The sequence below is a fragment of the Pseudomonas mediterranea CFBP 5447 genome (genome assembly GCF_000774145.1).
GTDB classification, from domain to species: domain Bacteria; phylum Pseudomonadota; class Gammaproteobacteria; order Pseudomonadales; family Pseudomonadaceae; genus Aquipseudomonas; species Aquipseudomonas mediterranea.
Map to the genome: position 1 here is coordinate 124,490 of NZ_KN322983.1, position 19,198 is coordinate 143,687.

17 protein-coding genes are annotated in these 19,198 nt (G+C 63.0%); 3 read left to right on the forward strand and 14 right to left on the reverse strand.

The window, feature by feature from the left end; translation table 11 throughout:
* Window positions 1–30: 30 nt before the first annotated feature.
* From N005_RS06100 to N005_RS06145, 10 genes are all read right to left on the reverse strand, one after another.
* A complete protein-coding gene (locus N005_RS06100) occupies window positions 31–1,218 on the reverse strand; it encodes an ATP phosphoribosyltransferase regulatory subunit (protein WP_047700345.1) in 1,188 nt (395 codons plus the stop codon).
* Window positions 1,219–1,687: 469 nt separating this feature from the next.
* Entirely contained in the window at window positions 1,688–2,557 is an 870-nt protein-coding gene (gene hflC, locus N005_RS06105; RefSeq protein ID WP_047700347.1) for a protease modulator HflC, read from the reverse strand.
* Window positions 2,557–3,726 (reverse strand): FtsH protease activity modulator HflK, encoded by a 1,170-nt coding sequence (hflK, locus tag N005_RS06110; protein ID WP_047700349.1) that lies wholly within the window; start codon window positions 3,724–3,726, stop codon window positions 2,557–2,559. The genes hflC and hflK overlap by 1 nt, the downstream gene beginning before the upstream one ends.
* Before the next feature lie 85 nt (window positions 3,727–3,811).
* On the reverse strand, window positions 3,812–5,113 hold the full coding sequence (hflX, locus tag N005_RS06115) for a ribosome rescue GTPase HflX (protein WP_047700351.1): 1,302 nt from the start codon (window positions 5,111–5,113) through the stop codon (window positions 3,812–3,814).
* Between the two features lie 12 nt (window positions 5,114–5,125).
* On the reverse strand, window positions 5,126–5,386 hold the full coding sequence (gene hfq / locus N005_RS06120) for an RNA chaperone Hfq (protein WP_003186419.1): 261 nt from the start codon (window positions 5,384–5,386) through the stop codon (window positions 5,126–5,128).
* A 91-nt stretch (window positions 5,387–5,477) separates the two neighbouring features.
* Window positions 5,478–6,449 carry a tRNA (adenosine(37)-N6)-dimethylallyltransferase MiaA gene (miaA, locus tag N005_RS06125; RefSeq protein WP_047700353.1) on the reverse strand — a complete coding sequence of 324 codons (972 nt, stop codon included), beginning with the start codon at window positions 6,447–6,449 and terminating at the stop codon, window positions 5,478–5,480.
* Window positions 6,449–8,362, reverse strand: coding sequence for a DNA mismatch repair endonuclease MutL (gene mutL, locus N005_RS06130; protein ID WP_047700355.1), 1,914 nt, complete (start codon window positions 8,360–8,362; stop codon window positions 6,449–6,451). The genes miaA and mutL overlap by 1 nt, the downstream gene beginning before the upstream one ends.
* Window positions 8,359–9,789: an N-acetylmuramoyl-L-alanine amidase gene (locus tag N005_RS06135; protein ID WP_047700357.1), complete on the reverse strand. Its 1,431-nt coding sequence runs from the start codon at window positions 9,787–9,789 to the stop codon at window positions 8,359–8,361. The genes mutL and N005_RS06135 overlap by 4 nt, the downstream gene beginning before the upstream one ends.
* 3 nt (window positions 9,790–9,792) lie before the next feature.
* Window positions 9,793–10,260: a tRNA (adenosine(37)-N6)-threonylcarbamoyltransferase complex ATPase subunit type 1 TsaE gene (gene tsaE, locus N005_RS06140; RefSeq protein ID WP_047700359.1), complete on the reverse strand. Its 468-nt coding sequence runs from the start codon at window positions 10,258–10,260 to the stop codon at window positions 9,793–9,795.
* On the reverse strand, window positions 10,248–11,747 hold the full coding sequence (locus N005_RS06145; protein ID WP_047700360.1) for a bifunctional ADP-dependent NAD(P)H-hydrate dehydratase/NAD(P)H-hydrate epimerase: 1,500 nt from the start codon (window positions 11,745–11,747) through the stop codon (window positions 10,248–10,250). The genes tsaE and N005_RS06145 overlap by 13 nt, the downstream gene beginning before the upstream one ends.
* Before the next feature lie 63 nt (window positions 11,748–11,810).
* Here N005_RS06145 and queG point away from each other — a divergent pair, with 63 nt between their 5' ends.
* Entirely contained in the window at window positions 11,811–12,890 is a 1,080-nt protein-coding gene (gene queG / locus N005_RS06150; protein ID WP_047700362.1) for a tRNA epoxyqueuosine(34) reductase QueG, read from the forward strand.
* On the opposite strand, the gene N005_RS06155 is transcribed toward queG, so the two are convergent.
* Complete coding sequence (locus tag N005_RS06155) at window positions 12,872–13,486, reverse strand: trimeric intracellular cation channel family protein (protein WP_174245327.1); 615 nt, start codon at window positions 13,484–13,486, stop codon at window positions 12,872–12,874. The two genes, queG and N005_RS06155, sit on opposite strands and share 19 nt — an antisense overlap.
* Before the next feature lie 211 nt (window positions 13,487–13,697).
* On the reverse strand, window positions 13,698–14,240 hold the full coding sequence (gene orn / locus N005_RS06160; protein WP_047700365.1) for an oligoribonuclease: 543 nt from the start codon (window positions 14,238–14,240) through the stop codon (window positions 13,698–13,700).
* Between the two features lie 107 nt (window positions 14,241–14,347).
* Here orn and rsgA point away from each other — a divergent pair, with 107 nt between their 5' ends.
* Window positions 14,348–15,379: a small ribosomal subunit biogenesis GTPase RsgA gene (rsgA, locus tag N005_RS06165; protein WP_047700367.1), complete on the forward strand. Its 1,032-nt coding sequence runs from the start codon at window positions 14,348–14,350 to the stop codon at window positions 15,377–15,379.
* A gap of 192 nt (window positions 15,380–15,571) precedes the next feature.
* Here rsgA and motB read toward each other — a convergent pair whose 3' ends face one another.
* Both motB and motA read right to left on the reverse strand, forming a co-directional pair.
* Window positions 15,572–16,612, reverse strand: coding sequence for a flagellar motor protein MotB (gene motB, locus N005_RS06170; protein WP_047700369.1), 1,041 nt, complete (start codon window positions 16,610–16,612; stop codon window positions 15,572–15,574).
* Between the two features lie 3 nt (window positions 16,613–16,615).
* Entirely contained in the window at window positions 16,616–17,467 is an 852-nt protein-coding gene (gene motA / locus N005_RS06175) for a flagellar motor stator protein MotA (protein ID WP_024780812.1), read from the reverse strand.
* A gap of 154 nt (window positions 17,468–17,621) precedes the next feature.
* Here motA and N005_RS06180 point away from each other — a divergent pair, with 154 nt between their 5' ends.
* Window positions 17,622–19,160 carry an HDOD domain-containing protein gene (locus tag N005_RS06180; protein WP_047700373.1) on the forward strand — a complete coding sequence of 513 codons (1,539 nt, stop codon included), beginning with the start codon at window positions 17,622–17,624 and terminating at the stop codon, window positions 19,158–19,160.
* Window positions 19,161–19,198: the final 38 nt, after the last annotated feature.

Genomic DNA, 19,198 nt, shown 5'->3' on the forward strand with positions numbered 1-19,198 from the left:
CTTGGTGCCGGCCGCGGCCGGCGGGAAAACTCAAGAAGCCAGCGGCAATACTTGCCAAAGCCCGTTCTGCTGAATCAATTGCCGGTCGCAGTCCGCTTCACGGGCGGCGGCCAAAGGCTGCCCAGGCAACGCCTGGACGACACGCTGACCCTCACTGCGCAACTGGCAGACAGCCTGCCAGAGTGCCGCATCCGTACTGTCAGGCATCCAGATACCGCCGGACGGTAGCTCGACTTCAGCACGCCCCAGGGTCACCAGGGTTTTCAGATCGGTAGAGAAACCGGTCGCCGGACGGGCGCGACCGAAGTCGGCGCCGATGTCGTCGTAACGACCGCCCTGGGCGATGGACTGGCCCACGCCCGGCACGAACACGGCGAACACCACGCCGGTGTGGTAGTGGTAACCACGCAACTCGCCCAGGTCGAAATACAACGGCAGCTCGGGGAAACGCACCGACAGACGCTCGGCGATCGCCAGCAGGTCGTCCAGCGCCGCCAGTACAGGCGCCGGTGCATGGGCCAGGCGCTCACGTGCCGCCGCCAGCACTTCACGGCCGCCGCACAGGTCTACCAGCGCCCGCAGCATGTCGGACAGATCGGCCGGCAAACCTTCGGTCAGGCTGATGACCTCATCGATGGCCTTGCGCTGCAAGGCGTCGAACAGCCGTTGCTCCACTTCACCGGACAGACCGGCCGCACGGGCCAGGCCGCGATAGATACCGACGTGACCCAGGTCCATGTGGACATCCGGCACGTCGGCCAGTTGCAACATGGCCAACATCAGGCTGATGACTTCCACGTCGCTGCTCGGGCTGGCATCGCCATACAATTCGGCACCCAGCTGGATCGGGCTGCGCGAAGACGACAGGGCGCGCGGCTGGGCATGCAACACACTGCCGGCGTAGCACAGGCGACTGGGCCCTTCACGGCGCAGCGTATGGGCGTCGATACGCGCTACCTGGGGCGTGATGTCGGCTCGAAAACCCATCTGCCGGCCCGACTGCGGATCGACGACCTTGAAGGTGCGCAGATCCAGGTCCTGGCCCGCGCCGGTCAGCAGGGATTCCAGGTACTCGATATGCGGGGTAACGACGAACTCGTAACCCCAGCTCTGGAACAGATCCAACACCTGCCGACGCGCTACTTCGATACGCGCAGCTTCCGGTGGCAGTACTTCTTCGATGCCATCTGGCAGCAGCCAGCGGTCTACCGTTGCCATTACGCCATTCCCCTATGGTCCGGGCGGCCAGCCTTCGGGCAAGCCTTGAGTGAAGCAGAAAATGCCTGCGCCTTGCGATTATGCGTAAACAGCGCGCAAGAGCGACGTGACGAATGGCGTCATGCCGTTCAGTCAAGGTCGATTGAATCCCGTGGCGAGGGAGCTTGCTCCCGCTAGGCTGCGAAGCGGCCCTTTTGTGAGCGCTTCGCACTCAAGCGGGAGCAAGCTCCCTCGCCACAGGACTTTAACCAACTCTTGGAATGAACCGCACTACCGCCTCGCCCGGCACTTTCCTCGAAAAACCTGTCGAGTCGTTCAACCCGACGCCTGCAACCAAAACCGCAATCGAACGTGCAGACGCAAAAAAGCCGGGAATTTCCCGGCTGCCGCATCATACACCCGTTTTCCCAAAGGATCACCCCGCCAGACGTTTTAGCCGCCGGGCGGAGTGTCTCAGGTCAACGTGACATCAAGGCTTGGCCTTTTCCAGGTAGCGGAAAAACTCGCTGCTCGGGTCCAGCACCAACACGTCGGATTTGTGCGCGAAGCTTTCACGGTAGGCATGCAGGCTACGGTAGAACGCGTAGAACTCCTGATCCTGGCCGTAGGCCTTGGCATAGATCGCCGCGGCCTGGGCATCGCCATCACCACGAACCTCTTCCGACTCACGATAGGCTTCGGCCAGCAATACGCGACGTTGACGGTCGGCGTCGGCACGGATGCCTTCGGCCAGCTCGTTACCCTTCGCGCGGTGCTCCCGGGCTTCACGCTCACGCTCGGTGCTCATCCGCTCGAACACGCTGCGGTTCACTTCCTTCGGTAGATCGATGGCCTTGACCCGGACATCGACCACTTCGATACCCAGTTCCTTTTCCGCCATGGTATTCAGAGAACGGGTAATGTCGGCCATGAGCGCATCACGCTCACCGGACACCACTTCATGCAGGGTGCGCTTGCCGAACTGGTCGCGCAAACCGGATTCCAGGCGGCGGGACAGGCGTTCGTCAGCGATCTGCTTGAGACCCGAAGTGGCCGTGTAGAAACGCTCGGCATCCTTCACGCGCCACTTGGCGTAGGCATCGACCATCACCGCTTTCTTTTCCAGTGTCAGGAAACGCTGCGTCGGTGCATCCAGCGTCATCAGGCGAGCGTCGAACTTACGCACCTTGTTGACGTACGGCACCTTCACATGCAGCCCTGGCTGGACATCCGTCTCGACCACGCGACCGAACTGCAGCAACACTGCCCGCTCGGTCTGGGACACGATGTAGAAGCAGTTCCAGGCAGCGATCGCCACGACGACGCCAACAATAAGGGCGATCAGCGATTTATTGCTCATCAGCGACTCTCCCTGGTACGTGCTTGCTGTTGCTGCTCCACCGCAGCGCGAGCATTCGCTTCATTGCTGGAGGCTGCCGTGCTGGCCGCTGGCGTGCTGGTGTTGCGACCGCTTTCGACCATCTTGTCCAACGGCAGGTACAGCAGGTTGCTCTGGCCATTCTTGTTGCCGGTCACGAGGACCTTGCTGGTGTTGCTGAAGACTTCCTGCATGGTGTCCAGGTACAGGCGCTCACGGGTCACCTCAGGAGCCTTGCGGTACTCGGCCACCAGCTTGGTGAAGCGATCGGCCTCACCCTTGGCACGGGAGACCACTTCGTCACGGTAACCGTTGGCATCCTCGATGATGCGCTGGGCCTGACCACGGGCTTCCGGCACGACGCCGTTGGCATAGGTCTCGGCCTGGTTGCGCGAACGCTGCTCGTCTTCACGGGCACGGATCACGTCGTCGAAGGCTTCCTGGACTTCACGCGGCGCCGCGGCGCTCTGCACGTTGACCTGGGTGACGGTGATACCGGTGCGATAGGTATCGAGGAACCGCTGCAGGCGCTCCTTGATTTCGCTGGCCATCAGCTCACGGCCCTCGGTCAGCACCTGGTCCATGGCGGTGGAACCCACCACATGGCGCAACGCACTCTCGGTGGCATGCTGCAGGCTGACTTCCGGCTGGTCGACGTTCAGTACGAAGTCCTGCAGGTTGGTGATCTTGTACTGCACGGTCAGCGGCACTTCGACGATGTTTTCGTCCTCCGTGAGCATCTGGCCCTGCTTGGTGTAGGCACGCTCACGCGTGACGTTCTCCATGTACTTCTGGTCGATCGGCGGGAAATAGATGTTCAGGCCCGGGCCGACGGTTTCGTAGTACTTGCCGAAGCGCAGCACCACGGCCTGCTCCTGCTCGTCCACGACATACACCGCGCTGTACAGCCAGATAGCCGCGAGCACGACCAGGCCGATGCCGAGCAGGCCGATACCGCCGCCCTTGCCTGGACGATCACTGCCGTCGTCACCGCGTTTCTTACCACCACCGAACAAACCGTTCAGGCTTTCCTGCAGCTTGCGGAAGGCCTCGTCGAGATCCGGTGGCCCCTTGCGGTCGCCGTTGTTGCGACGCTTGCCGCCCCAGGGATCCTGGTTATTCGAGTTGCCACCCGGCTCATTCCAAGCCATAGCGCTCTCCATCTGATAAAGCAAAGACGCACCCACGGCGCGTCGGCCAATGCTACAGAATGCCTGACACAGCTTTCTCAGGCTTTTATTGCAAAGTGTGTTGCTCGATGAATTCCGTCGGCTTCAGCCCTTCACGACTGACCAGCCGATTCAGCTCCGACCGTGGCAGGCGAACCGCCAGCAGGCAAGTGCCTTCTTCGTCATGCTCCTCTTTCTGCACCGCCCCCAGCTCGAAGAACTGGGCACGCAGGCGGGCGAACCGTTGCGGCAACTTCAAGGTACCGACGAACAGGTCGCTGCCCAACAACTCCGCCACGGCCTGCTCGAGCAGTTCGAGACCGGTACCGTCCCGGGCCGACAACCAGACCCGCTGCGGCTTGCCATCGGCATCGCGCTGGATCTGCGGCTCCACGCCTTCGAGCAAATCGAGTTTGTTGTATACCTCCAGGATCGGCAAGTCCTGAGCTCCGATCTCGCCGAGCACCACCATGACCTGCTCGATCTGCAGCATCCGGTCCGGCTCGGCGGCATCGATCACATGCAGCAACAGGTCGGAGTTGCTCGACTCTTCGAGCGTAGCCCGGAAAGCCTCGACCAGTTTATGCGGCAGGTGGCGGATGAAACCCACGGTGTCGGCCAGCACGATCGGCCCGAGGTCGTCCAGGTCGAGCCGGCGCAGGGTCGGGTCGAGCGTGGCGAACAACTGGTCGGCGGCATAGACGTCCGACTGGGTCACGTTATTGAATAGCGTCGATTTGCCGGCGTTGGTGTAGCCCACCAGGGAAACCGTCGGGATGTCCGCGCGCTTGCGGCCGCGCCGCGATTGCTCGCGCTGGCTGCGGACCTTTTCCAGGCGTCCCTTGATCTGGCGCAGGCGGATCCGCAAGAGGCGCCGGTCGGTTTCCAACTGGGTTTCACCCGGACCGCGCAGGCCGATACCACCCTTCTGCCGCTCAAGGTGGGTCCAGCCACGCACCAGCCGCGTGCTCATGTGCTCGAGCTGGGCCAGTTCGACCTGGAGCTTGCCTTCATGGGTACGGGCGCGCTGGGCGAAGATATCGAGAATCAGGCCCGTACGGTCGATCACGCGACACTCGAATACGCGTTCGAGGTTACGTTCCTGACTGGGCGTGAGGATATGATTGAAGATCACCAGATCGGCTTCTTCGGTCTTGACCAGGTCGCGCAGTTCCTCGACCTTGCCGCTGCCGATCAGGAATTTGGCGGTTGGCCGATGACGCGGCACGTTGAAAAACGCGACGGTCTCGGCGCCGGCCGAAAGTGCCAACTCCTGAAACTCCTGCGGGTCTTCGCGCGCCTCAGGGTCCTGTCCATCCAGGTGAACGAGAATGGCCCGCTCACCACCACCGTGGCGCTCAAAGAACAAAGGAGACTCCTATCAGGCGTTACCCGGTTCAGCGTCACCGCCTTCGGATTCGGTTGCGCTTGGCAGACGAATTGGACGAACCGGCACGACTGTCGAGATAGCGTGTTTGTAGACCATCTGGCTGACGGTGTTTTTCAGAAGGATGACGAACTGGTCGAAAGACTCGATCGTGCCTTGCAGTTTGATCCCGTTGACCAGATAGATGGACACCCCGACTTTCTCTTTACGTAAAGTGTTCAAGTAAGGGTCTTGTAGCGAATGCCCTTTTGACATGTGCCGCACTCCTTTAAGGATCAATAATAAAAATCGGAATCAGATGGCTCTGGCCGTCACACCCCCAAGGATAGACGGCAATTGCAAGGACTCAGCTCAATATGGAGACGGTCCCCAGGTATTTCAAGGCGCGTGGCAGATTGTCGCAATCAAGGCTGTCGAGCCAATGCAGGTCAGTCCAGCTGCGCAACCAGGTGAACTGGCGCTTCGCCAACTGGCGCGTGGCTATGATCCCACGCTCCCGCATCTCGGCTGACGTCAGCTTGCCGTCCAGGTAATCCCAGACTTGTCGATAACCCACCGCACGTATAGACGGCAACCCGGCATGCAGGTCACTTCGCTCACGCAGGGCTACGACCTCGTCTATGAATCCCTGTTCCAACATTAATGTGAATCTTTGTTCAATTCGACGGTGAAGCACTTGCCGGTTCGCCGGGGCGATGGCCAGATTCGCGACAGTATAGGGTAATTGTTGCAGTCCCGAAGCGGCTGCTTCAGTACTTTGCGCAGATTGTCGCTGGCGCAGGGCCGTCATGCTCTGGCCGCTGACCCGATAAACCTCGAGGGCCCGGCTCAGGCGCTGCGGATCGTTGGGGTGAATACGCGCCGCCGACTCCGGGTCGATGACCGCCAATTGCTCGTGCAGGGCTTGCCAGCCCAGGCGCGCGGCCTCTTCTTCGATTTGCGCGCGCACGTCGGGATCGGCCGCCGGCATGTCGGCCAGCCCATCGATCAAGGCCTTGTAATACAGCATCGTCCCGCCTACCAGCAGCGGTATCTTGCCCCGTGCGGTGATGTCGGCCATGGCCTGGAGGGCATCGCGGCGGAAATCTGCGGCCGAGTAGGCTTCGGCCGGGTCCAGGATGTCGATCAGCCGATGGGGAAATTCCGCCAGCAGCGCTTTTGAAGGTTTGGCCGTGCCGATGTCCATGCCCCGGTAGACCAGTGCCGAATCGACGCTGATCAGCTCGCAGGGCAGGACCTTGGTCAGCTCGATGGCCAGGTCGGTCTTGCCGGCGGCGGTCGGACCCATCAGGAAAATCGCGGGGGGCAGTTGGCTCATCAACGACCACGCAGGAACAGTTTGTCCAGGTCGTCCAGGCCCAGTTGGGTCCAGGTCGGCCGACCATGGTTGCATTGGCCACTACGCTCGGTGTTTTCCATGTCCCGCAACAAGCCGTTCATTTCCGGCAGGGCCAGGCGCCGGTTGGCGCGGATCGCGCCGTGGCAGGCCATGGTGCCGAGCAATTCGTTCAGGTGCGCCTGGATGCGGTCGCTGGTGCCGTATTCCATCAGGTCCGCCAGCACGTCACTGACCAGTCGATTGGCCTCGGCCTGCTTGAGCAACGCCGGGATCTGCCGGATCGCCAGGGTTTCCGGGCCCAGGCGCTGCAGCTCGAAGCCCAGGCGCTGGAACCAGCCCACATGCTCTTCGGCGCAATCGGCTTCACGCTGGCTGACCGCGAGGGACTCAGGCACCAGCAACGGCTGGCCGCTCAGGCCTTCGCTGGCCATGGCGATCTTCAGCCGCTCGTACATGATCCGCTCGTGGGCCGCGTGCATGTCCACCAGGACCAGGCCCTGGGCATTTTCCGAAAGGATATAGATGCCCTTGAGCTGTGCCAGGGCGTAGCCCAGCGGCGGGATATCGCCCTGGCCGTCGGGCAATGCCGCCACCCCGGTTTCCGGCAAAGGCTTGAAGAACTCACGATAGGCCGCCTGGGCCTCGGCCGCCGGCACGTTCGATTGCGGGCGCGGCGTGTACTGGTACTGATAGCCGCTGCCGGATCCGCTGCCTGCACTGCTGTAGATCGGCTGGGCCTGTGGCTGTTCGAGCAAGGCATTGGCCGCCAGGCTCATCTCACCCTGGGGCCCGAACTCGCCGGCCTCCAGCCCCGTTGGACGAACCATGCCCGCCACCGCAGCGGGCGCCGCGAGCTGGTCTTCCGGACGCACGTCGCCCAGGGCGCGGTGCAAGGTGCCATAGAGGAAATCGTGCACCATGCGCCCATCGCGGAAGCGCACTTCGTGCTTGGTCGGGTGCACGTTGACGTCCACCACCGACGGGTCGACTTCGAAAAACAGCACGAAGGTCGGATGCCGGCCGTTGAACAGCACGTCGCGGTAGGCCTGGCGCACCGCATGGGCCACCAGTTTGTCGCGCACCGCCCGGCCATTCACATAGAAATATTGCAAGTCCGCCTGGCTGCGGGAAAACGTCGGCAAGCCGACCCAACCCCACAGGTGCAGGCCGTTGCGCTCCACCTCGATGGGCAATGCCTGCTCCAGGAAGCCTGCGCCGCACACCGCGCCTACCCGGCGGGCACGGGCCGCATCGTCACGGGCCTCGTGCAGGCTGAGGATGGTCTTGCCGTTATGGCGCAGGTGGAACGCTACGTCAAAACGCGCCAGGGCCAGGCGCTTGATGACTTCCTGCAGATGATCGAATTCGGTCTTTTCGGCCTTGAGGAACTTGCGGCGGGCTGGGGTGTTGAAAAACAGGTCGCGCACTTCCACCGAGGTGCCCACCGGATGGGCCGCGGGCTGGACGCGGGACGCCATGTCCCGGCCTTCGGTCTCGACCTGCCAGGCCTGCTCGGCATCCCGGGTACGCGAGGTCAGCGTCAGGCGCGACACCGAGCTGATGGAGGCCAGCGCTTCGCCACGAAACCCCAGGCTCATGACCCGCTCGAGGTCTTCCAGGTCGCGGATCTTGCTGGTGGCGTGACGCGCCAGGGCCAGCGGCAGGTCGTCGGAAGAAATGCCGCCACCGTCATCGCGCACCCGCAGCAGCTTGACGCCACCCTGCTCGACATCCACGTCGATACGCTTGGCCCCGGAATCGAGGCTGTTCTCCAACAGTTCCTTGATGACCGACGCCGGGCGCTCCACCACCTCACCGGCGGCGATCTGGTTCGCCAGCCGGGGGCTGAGCAGTTCGATGCGCGCGTTGCTGCCGATCACTTCATCGCTCATTGTTTGGACGCCACTTCGTTGCCGGGAATGGTCAGGGTCTGACCGATCTTCAGCTCGTCACTCTTGAGGTTGTTGACGCTGCGCAAGGTCGCGGGCGACACCTGGTAGCGCACGGCGATCATCGCCAGGGTTTCACCGGCGCTGACCCGATGGTCGCGCGGCCCCTGGGCAATCTTGCCGGAATCGCGCAGCCAGGCAATGTAGGTGCCAGGCGGTGGGTTCTGCTGGAAGAACTGGCGCACGCCGCTGCTGATGGAGCGGGCCAGCGCCTGCTGATGGCTGGCCGACGACAGCTTGGAGGCTTCGTTGGAGTTGGAGATGAAGCCGGTCTCCACCAGGATCGATGGGATGTCCGGGGACTTGAGCACCATGAACCCGGCCTGTTCGACGCGTTGCTTGTGCAGTGGCGTGACACGGCCAATGTTGCTCAAGACTTTCTGGCCGACGTTCAGGCTGGAGGTCAGCGAGGCGGTCATCGACAGATCGAGCAACACGCCGGCCAGCATGCGGTCCTTGTCGTCGAGGCTGACATTGCCGGCACCGCCGATCAGGTCGGAACGGTTCTCGCTGTCGGCCAGCCAACGGGCGGTCTCGGAAGTCGCACCACGGTCGGACAGGGCAAACACCGAGGCGCCGAAAGCCGCCGCCGAAGGGGCCGCGTCGGCGTGGATGGAAACGAACAGGTCGGCGCCTTTCTTGCGGGCGATTTCGGTACGGCCACGCAACGGAATGAAGTAATCGCCGGTACGGGTCAGTTCGGCACGGAAGCCTTTCATGCCGTTGACCTGGCGTTGCAGTTCGCGGGCGATGGACAGCACCACGTCTTTTTCACGCTGGCCCCGCGAGCCGGAGGCGCCCGGGTCTTCGCCGCCGTGACCGGCGTCGATCACCACGATGATGTCGCGCTTGCCGGCCGGGGCCGGTGGCAGCTTGATCGCGGGCTCGGTCGGCGTGACCGGCACTGCCGGCACCGTGGCGACATTGGTCGGCGCCGGTGGAGGCGGCGCGGCGTCGGCCGGGTTGTCGAACAGGTCCACCACCAGCCGGTTGCCGTATTGGGCGTTCGGGGCGAGGGTGAAGCTTTTCGGGGTCACGGCTTTTTTCAGGTCGATGACCACCCGCAGGTCGGTCGGCGTACGCTGGGCCGAACGCATCGCGGTAATCGGTGTGTTGGCGGTGGCCACGTTCAGCGGCGCGCCAAGGGACGCACCATTGATGTCGATCACCAGGCGATCCGGGGCCGTCAGGGTGAATACGCTGTGCTGCACCGGCCCTGTCAGGTCGAACACCAGCCGAGTATTGTCCGGCGCCCGCCAGAGGCGAACGCTGTTGACCTTTGTCTCAGCCACAGCATCGACGGCCAGTGCCGTAAGCAACAGTCCTACGACAGCAACCACCGCGCGAAAGCGCATACCAAACCCCATCATCAATTAGTTTTCCAGTGCCAACGCGGCACACCACGACTCGCCTCGCGAGCCTTGCGGCGTCAGTTTCAGCGAACGCCCGCCGTTCTGCGCGCCAATGGTAATGGTCAGGTCAGGCTTTGGCAAAAAGCCTGCACCCTTGTCGGGCCATTCGATCAGGCACAAGGCGTCATCTTCGAAATAATCGCGAATGCCGAGGAACTCCAGTTCCTCGGGGTCTACCAATCGGTACAGGTCAAAATGGAACGCACGGATATCGCCGATCTCGTAGGGTTCCACCAATGTGAACGTGGGGCTTTTTACCGCGCCGACGTGCCCGAGACCGCGAATGATGCCCCGGGACAAGGTGGTCTTGCCCGCGCCGAGATCGCCGACGAGGAAAACCAGGCCGTGGCCCGCCGTAATACGCGCGATACGGGCACCGAATGCCGTCATGGCCTGTTCGTCAGCCATGTACAGGGTTACTTCAGACAAGGTGATTGCTCCTCCAACAACTGACGAATGGCCGGAATCAGATCGGTCGCCGCCAGCCCCCGGCCCGACCGACCGGCTTGCGCACCGGCGTTGGCGTGCAGCCACACCGCCAGGCACGCCGCCTCGAAGCCCGCCAGCCCTTGGGCGAGCAAGGCGCCGACCACCCCGGCCAGCACATCCCCCAGACCAGCGGTAGCCATGGCAGGATGACCCTGGCTGCAAACGGCCAGGCGACCGTCCGGGCTGGCAATCAGACTGCCGGCGCCCTTGAGAATCACCGTGGCTGTGTATTTTTTGCTCAACGCCTGGGCGGCAGCCGGGCGATCGGCCTGCACCTGGGCGGTGGAGATATCCAGGAGTCGCGCAGCTTCGCCCGGATGCGGGGTGATCACGCAGCCTTCCGGCAGGCTGACCGCACCGACACTCAGCAGATTCAGTGCATCGGCGTCCCACACCTGTGGCAACGGCGCATTGGCCGCCGCAGACAACAGGCTGCGCCCCCACGCAGCCTGGCCCAGTCCGGGCCCGACCACCAGCACACCGGCCTGCTTGAGCAAACCCATCAGTTGGTTCGCCGAATGAGTGCCTTGCACCATGACCTCCGGCAAACGGGTCAGCGCAGCGCCGACATGTTCGCTGCGGGTTGCCATGGAAACCATGCCCGCGCCGCAACGCAGGGCGCTTTCGGCGCTCATCTGGATAGCGCCGCCAAACCCTCGGTCGCCACCGATCAACAGGACATGCCCGAACGAGCCTTTGTGGGAAGTAGGCGCGCGAGGCGTCAGACGCGGCAGATTATGGGGTGAGAGCAATCGGGCACTGACCGGCGCTGCTTCAACGATGTCAGGATCGGCGTGGAGGTCGTTGAAGACCAGTTCACCGACCCGGTCCGCGGCATCGCCGGTGAACAGGCCCAGCTTCAAACCAATGAAGGTCACGGTCAGATCGGCGCTCACCGCTGTGCCGAGCACCCGACCGGTATCGGCACACAGCCCCGAGGGGATATCCACCGCGGCGACCGGGAGGCCACTGACGTTGATCGTATCGATGGCCCGGACATAAGGCTCACGCACCTCGCCGCTCAAACCGGTACCGAGCAATGCATCCAGCAGCACACCGCGCAATTCCGACTCATCCGACCACGGTTCTACCGGTACACCCACCGCGACGGCCTCGGCATGGGCGTTGGCGGCGTCACCGAGCAGACGGCGGGGCTCGCCCACCGTCAGGACCCGCACCGACCAACCGGCACGCCGGGCCAGGGTGGCCACCAGGTAACCGTCACCGGCGTTGTTGCCATGGCCGGCGAGCACGGTCAGTTCACTGGCATCAGGCCAGCGTCGGACGATGGCCCGCCAGGTGGTGCGAGCCGCTCGTTGCATCAATTCGAAGCCGGTGGTGCCTGCCGCAATCAGCTGTGCATCAAGGGCCCGGACCTGCGCGGCACTGTACAGTGCGTCGGGAAAATCATCTTTAGTGTGCGGCATGCGTCTTCAGGCTCCGATGTCTGGCAGAATTATACGCATCTCAGCTCCGGTTTCTCTCGCCTCATGCCTGCCATTCCCACCGATCTCCCCGCCCTCGCCCAATCCATCAAGGACTGGGGCCGCGAGCTGGGTTTCCAGCAAGTCGGCATCAGCGGACTGGACCTTGGCGAGCATGAGCAACACCTGCAGCGCTGGCTCGATGCGGGCTACCACGGTGAAATGGACTACATGGGCGCCCATGGCAGCAAGCGCTCGCACCCCGACGAACTGGTGCCGGGCACGCTGCGGGTGGTGTCCCTGCGCATGGACTACCTGCCGGGCGACACGCATATGGCGCAGATGCTCGGCCAACCGGAAAAAGCCTACGTCTCGCGTTATGCGTTGGGCCGCGATTACCACAAATTGATCCGTAAACGCGTGCAACAACTGGCAGAAAAAATCCAGGCGGTCATCGGCCCCTTCGGCTACCGCGCCTTCGTCGACAGCGCACCGGTCCTGGAAAAAGCCATCGCCGAACAGGCCGGCCTCGGCTGGATCGGCAAGAACACCCTGGTACTGAACCGCAAGGCCGGCAGCTACTTCTTCCTGAGCGAGCTGTTTGTCGACCTGCCATTGCCGGTGGACCCGCCCCAGGCCAGCGAACACTGTGGGAAATGCACGGCGTGCCTGGACATTTGTCCGACCAATGCCTTCATCGGTCCCTACGTACTGGACGCCCGCCGCTGCATCTCCTACCTGACCATCGAGCTGAAAAGCGCCATCCCTGAAGAACTGCGCCCCTTGATCGGCAACCGGGTGTTCGGTTGTGATGATTGTCAGATCGTTTGTCCGTGGAACCGTTTCGCCCGGCCGTCCGGAGAAAACGATTTCAAGCCACGCCACAACCTGGACAATGCCGGACTGGCCGAGCTGTTCCTGTGGGACGAGGACACCTTTCTCAAGAGCAGCGAAGGCTCGCCGTTGCGCCGTGCCGGTTATGAGCGCTGGCTGCGCAACCTGGCGGTCGGCCTGGGCAATGCACCGTCAACGATTCCAGTGCTTCAGGCACTGGAGGCACGCCGCGATCATCCCTCGGAGCTGGTGCGTGAGCATGTGGAATGGGCGCTGCGCCAGCACGCGCAGCGTCAGACCTCGTCGTTGTAGACGAACTTCGGCATTTCCCAGTGGAAGCGGATCGCCAGGAGCCGCAGCAGGAAGCCGCCGAACAAGGTGATGAGCACGGCCTGTTCATTGGGCAAGGCCAGGTAGACGCACAGCAGATAACACCATGCGGCGGCAAACGAGACGCTGGCATACAGCTCGCGCCGGAAGATCAGCGGAATATCGTTACAGAAGATGTCGCGCAGGATCCCGCCGAACACGCCGGTAATGACGCCACTGACCGACGCCACCAACATGCCATGGCCCATTTCCAGGGCCGTCATGCAGCCGATCAGCGTGAAGGCCACTAGGCCGACGGCGTCGAGCACCAGGAACATCGAGCGCAGATGACGCATCCAGCGCGCCAGGAACACCGTCAGCATGGCCGCCGCCGTGGTCAACACCAGGTATTCCGGGTGCTTGACCCAAGTGAGCGGGTAATGCCCGAGCAACACGTCGCGCACCGAGCCGCCACCCAGCGCCGTGACACAGGCGATCAGCACCACGCCGAACCAGTCCATGCCCCGCCGCCCGGCAGACAGGGCGCCGGTCATGGCTTCAGCGGTGATGGCGATCAGATAGAGCATGAGCAACATGATGGCGGTCCTTGCAGGAAGGCGCGCAGTCTAGCCAGTTCGGGCCAGCACCAAAAGAGGGCAGCCGTTGACCCTGCCAAACACAGACGGGTGGCGAGGGGATCTGTGGGAGCAAAGCTTGCTCGCGATGCAGTCAACACCGTTCATTGCAGGACCGTGTCATCGTTCATCGCGGGCAAGCCTTGCCCCCACGGTTCCCTTCGCCACAGCACAATCAGAACTTGATGAAATGCTTGCGGTAATGCTGCAGCTCGGCAATGGACTCGCGAATGTCGTCCAGTGCCAGGTGGCTGCCGCCCTTCTGGAAGCTGTCACGCACTTGCGGCGCCCAGCGGGCGGCCAGTTCCTTGAGGGTGGAGACGTCCAGGTTGCGGTAGTGGAAATAGCTTTCCAGGGACTTCATGTGGGTATAAAGGAAGCGCCGGTCCTGGCAGATGCTGTTGCCGCAGATCGGTGATTTGCCCTTCGGCACCCACTGCTCGAGGAAGGCGATGGTCTGGGCCTCGGCCTCGGCCATGCTGATCTTGCTCTCGCGTACCCGCTGGGTCAGGCCCGAGCCGCCGTGCTGGCGGGTGTTCCATTCGTCCATGCCGGCCAGTACCTCGTCGCTATGATGGATCGCGATCACCGGGCCTTCGGCCAGGGTGTTGAGATCACTGTCGGTCACGATGGTGGCCATTTCGATGATGACGTCGGTGTCGGGGTTCAGACCGGTCATTTCCAGGTCGATCCAGATCAGGTTCTGCGGGTTTTGCATAGGATGGGCTCCTCGGAGTAGCTGCGCAGTTTAGCCTAGGCAAGCGTGCGGGCGTGCTAAACTCGCCGCCGTTTTACCTAATCGCTGCATTTTCATACGGAACACCCATGGCCAAACGCCAACTCAATCGTCGTCAGAACTGGCGCATCGAAAAGATCCAGGCCGAGCGCGCAGCCCGCGCCGCCAAACGCGAGTCCAGTGCGGTGCAAGCCCTGGAAGGCGGCGACCTCGGCCCCGAACAGACCGGCCTGGTGATCGCCCACTTCGGTGTACAGGTCGAGGTCGAGGCCCGTGAAGGCGAGTTGGCCGGCCAGGTATTCCGTTGCCACCTGCGGGCGAACCTGCCAGCACTGGTCACCGGCGACCAGGTGGTCTGGCGTGCCGGCAACCAGGGCATTGGCGTGATCGTGGCACAACTGCCGCGCCACACCGAGCTGTGTCGTCCGGACAGCCGGGGCCAGCTCAAGCCGGTGGCGGCCAACGTCGACATGATCGTCATCGTCTTCGCCCCGCTGCCCGAGCCCCATGCCAACCTGATCGACCGCTATCTGGTGGCGGCCGAACACGCCGGCATCCGTCCGTTGTTGCTGCTCAACAAGTTCGACCTGATCGATGAACAGAATGCCCCGGCGTTGAACGCCTTGCTGGCGGTCTATCGGCAACTGGGTTACCCGGTGCTGGAAGTCTCGGCCCACCACGGCAATGGCATGGAACAATTGCAACGGCAACTGGACGGGCGCATCAGCGTGTTCGTCGGCCAGTCCGGCGTCGGCAAGTCTTCGCTGGTCAACAGCTTGCTGCCGGAGGTCGAGACCCGGGTCGGGCCATTGTCCGAACTGTCCGGCCAGGGCACCCACACCACCACTACCGCGCGGCTGTTCCACTTCCCTGGCGGCGGTGAGCTGATCGACTCGCCAGGCATCCGCGAGTTCGGCCTGGGCCATGTCAGCCGGGCCGATGTGGAGGCCGGGTTCATCGAGTTCAACGACCTGATCGGCACCTGCCGCTTCCGTGACTGCAAGCACGACCGCGAACCCGGCTGCGCCCTGCTCAAGGCACTGGAAGACGGTCGCGTGCAGCAGCAACGGATGAACAGCTATCGCTCGATCATCGCCAGCTTGCCGGAAAGCAGTTATTGATCTGAAGGTGAGCTGAGACAGTTGTGGCGAGGGAGCCTGCTCCCGCCCGTGGGAGCAAGGCTTGCCCTAATGCCAGTCAGTTAAGCCACAAACTGTGGGAGCACAGCTTGCTCGCGATGGCGGTAAATCAGTCAGCAACAATGTTGACTGGTCTGTCGCTATCGCGAGCAAGCTTTGCTCCCACGCGCCCAATCACTGCGCAGGCGTTCCCGGTGGCTTCGGCGCGGCATCGTCGAACAGGTTCAGACGCTCGCGCAACTCATGGGCCGGCACCGGCTGCTGATCGGTCGGCAAGGCGTTCGGATCGGCCGCAGCCCCCGGCGGCGTCGCCGGTGCTTCGCCCGGGGCACCCTCGCCCTGGGCCGGGTCGGGTGCCGGATCGTCCGTCTGCGAACCTTCGATAGCCTTCTGGGCTTTCTTGGTCAACACCACGATATCGATACGCCGGTTGACCGGGTTGAACGGATCCTTGCGATCGAACAACGCCGACGAGGCATACCCGACCACCCGCGCCACCTGCTCATCCGGATAACTGCCTGCCACCAGGGCACGACGTGCCGCGTTGGCGCGGTTGGCGGAGAGTTCCCAGTTACCGAAGTCGCCCTTGCCGATGTACGGCTTGGCGTCGGTGTGGCCGCTGATACTGATCTTGTTCGGCACCGCCTTGATGGTGTCGGCCATGGCCAGCAGGATGTCCTCGAAATAGGGCTTCAGGCGTGCGCTGCCGGAATCGAACATCGGCCGGTTCTCGGCATCCGTGATTTGGATGCGCAAGCCGTTCGGCGTGATCTCGAACAGGATCTGGTCCTTGAATTTCTGCAGTTGCGGGTTCTCGTCGACCTTGTTCTGCAACTCCTGCAGCAACAACTCCAGACGTTCGCGCTCAACCTGCTCGGCCATGCCCTCGACCTGCTCGGAATCCACCGTCACCTTGTCGGGCTGCGGCTGGGACTTGACCTCGGGGTTGAGGGTATTTTCCGGCGCGAGGGTCGGCGAGCCGCCCAGGTCGATGATGTAGGGCGTGCCGCTTTCGGAGAAGCCGACCGGGTCCTTGAAGTAACCGGCAATGGCGATCTTCTGTTCCGGGGTCGCGGTGGACAGCAGCCACAGCACCAGGAAGAACGCCATCATCGCCGTCGCGAAGTACGCGAAGGCGATTTTCCAGGCGCCCCCGTGGTGTCCAGCGGCTATGCGCTTGACACGCTTGATGATGATCGGCTGGTTGTTCTCCATGGCTTAGCGACCGCGAACCGCTTGTTCCAGCTCGGCGAAGCTTGGACGGTGCGCCGGGTACAGGACCTTGCGGCCGAACTCCACGGCCAGCGAAGGCGGCATGCCCGAGGCCGAAGCCACCAGGGAGGCCTTGATGGCCTCGTAGGTGTTGAGTTCTTCCTTGGCATCATGGGCCAGGGAATGGGCCAGGGGGCCGAAGAAACCATAGGCAGCCAGGATACCGAAGAAGGTACCGACCAGCGCCGCACCCACGTGCAGGCCGATGGACTTCTGGTCGCCATCGCCCAGGGAGGCCATGGTCACCACGATACCCAGTACCGCCGCGACGATACCGAAGCCGGGCATGGCGTCGGCGATGCCGGTCACGGCGTGGGACGGATGCTCGAGGTCTTCCTTGAGGCTGTACAGCTCCATGTCGAACAGGCCTTCGAGCTCATGGGGGGCCATGTTGCCGGACGACATGATGCGCAGGTAATCACAGATGAACGCCGTCATGCGGGCGTCCTTGAGCACTGCCGGGTACTTGGCGAAAATCGGGCTGGCGGCGGCGTCTTCGATATCGCCCTCGATCGCCATCATGCCTTCGCGGCGGCTTTTGTTGAGGATCTCGTAGATCAGCCCCAGCACTTCGAGATAGAAGGTGTGGCTGAAGCGCGAACTGAACATGCCCAAGGATTTCTTGAGCACGTGCATCGTCATATAGCCGGGGTTGGCCTGCAGGAATGCGCCAAGGGCCGCACCACCGATGATCATGACCTCGAAGGGTTGGATCAGGGCGGCAATCTTGCCATGGGAGAGCACGTATCCGCCGAGCACGCTCGCGAACACGACAATGATGCCGATAATTTTAGCCATAGATTGAAAGTACTTATTTAAGTCGGGTTCAAGGTCATATTCGGAAGCTGGAAAATCTCTTCTTCTACTTATCGGCAAAACTGCGCCAGACTATAGCCAGTTCTGGCGAAAAGCCAATTTGCCACGTTGCAGCATGCGATGATCACGTCCAGCCATGGCTAACGAAACGAAGGTTCCAACCCCACGACCGACCACCCTCGAAGGCTGGGTAAAACTGCTCGAGGGCGTGCATTTGCCGGTGCCCCAGGCCAGTCATGACCAGGTCTGCAAGGCCGTCGCCGATAGCCGCCGCTCGTTGCGTGACATCGCTGAGCTCATGCAGGACAGTCCTGCCCTGGCCCTGAGCGTCATCCGCGAAGCCAACCATCATACCCACGGCAGCCTCACTGAGCCGGCGGAAAACCTCGAAGTGGCCATCAACCGCCTCGGCCTCAAGCGTACCGAGGAGCTGCTCGCCCGCCTGCCGTCGCTGCCGGAGCAGGAGATACCCGTCACTCTGCGCCAGTTGCAGTTGATCAGCCAGCACGCCACGCAACAGGCCAATGGCTTCTTTGCCGGCCGCCTGGCACGGCTGTGGCAGGACATCCACTGGGGCAGCTTGCTGTTCCTGTCGCCGCTCTGGCCCCTGGCCCTGACGCACCCGCGGTTGCTGGGGGAATGGGAGATGCGGGTGATGCATAGAGGCCAGTCGGCCAGCAAGGTAGAGCGCGAACTGTTCGGTGTCGGCCTGCTGGAGATCTGTCTCGCGGTGGTGGAAGCCTGGCGCTTGCCGATCTGGGTGGCGCAAGGCTATCGCCTGCTGCTCAACGAGCGTCGTGAACTGGTGAAGGTGTTGCGCATCGCCCGTGACAGCGAGCATCCGTTGCGCCAGCAAAATCGCCTGGACGATGACCCGACCCTGCGACGCTGGCTCAACCAGCCGGCCAATACCGTGCTACTGGCGAATGGCCTGGCACTTTCGGCGCATCAGGCGTGGGACTGTCCCCACAACATCCGCTGGCAATACCTCACCAGCCTGTACCTGCAGATGCCCATGGATGAGCTTCAGCAACAGTTGCACCAGCAGGCCGCCAACAGCGCCCGCCACCACGCCATGCCGGACCTCTGGCATCCGGCCGTGGCACTGCTCTGGCCTCCCGGCAGCCGTCGCGTCCAGGCCGCTGGGCCTTCCGCCGCCCAACCCAGCGCCGCGGACCTGGCCCTGTGGCGCAAACGATGCGCGGCGTTACTGGTGGAGCCGAGCCCGTTCAGCAACGCCATGCACCTGACCACCTCGGCACGGGATGCGCTGGTGGCGTGCGGCATGCGCCGGGTGATGATCCTGATGGCCGACCGCAACCAGACCAGCGTGCGCGTGCACCAAACCGCCGGCCTGTCCCCCGAGGCGGCGGCCATGAGTTTCTCCATCGACCAGAGCAAGGTATTGCAACGGTTGCTGGCGCAGCAGGCCCAGGTCCGTCTGAACCCGGAGAACAATGCGCAGTTCTCGGCCCTGCTGCCACCGGGCCTGCGCGCCCTGTTCAAGGGTGAGCATATGCTGTTGCGCTCCCTGACCTGCAATGGCCGGGTGATCATGCTGGTGGCCGTGGACCAGGGCGGCGGCCCCTTCACGGATGTGACGGTGCAAGCCTTCGGCAGGACCGTGCAGTGTATCGAGCGGGCCCTGCACACCTTTACCAACCGTGGTCGCTGAACTTGCTACAATCCCTTCCTTTTGCGCCCCTGGAGACC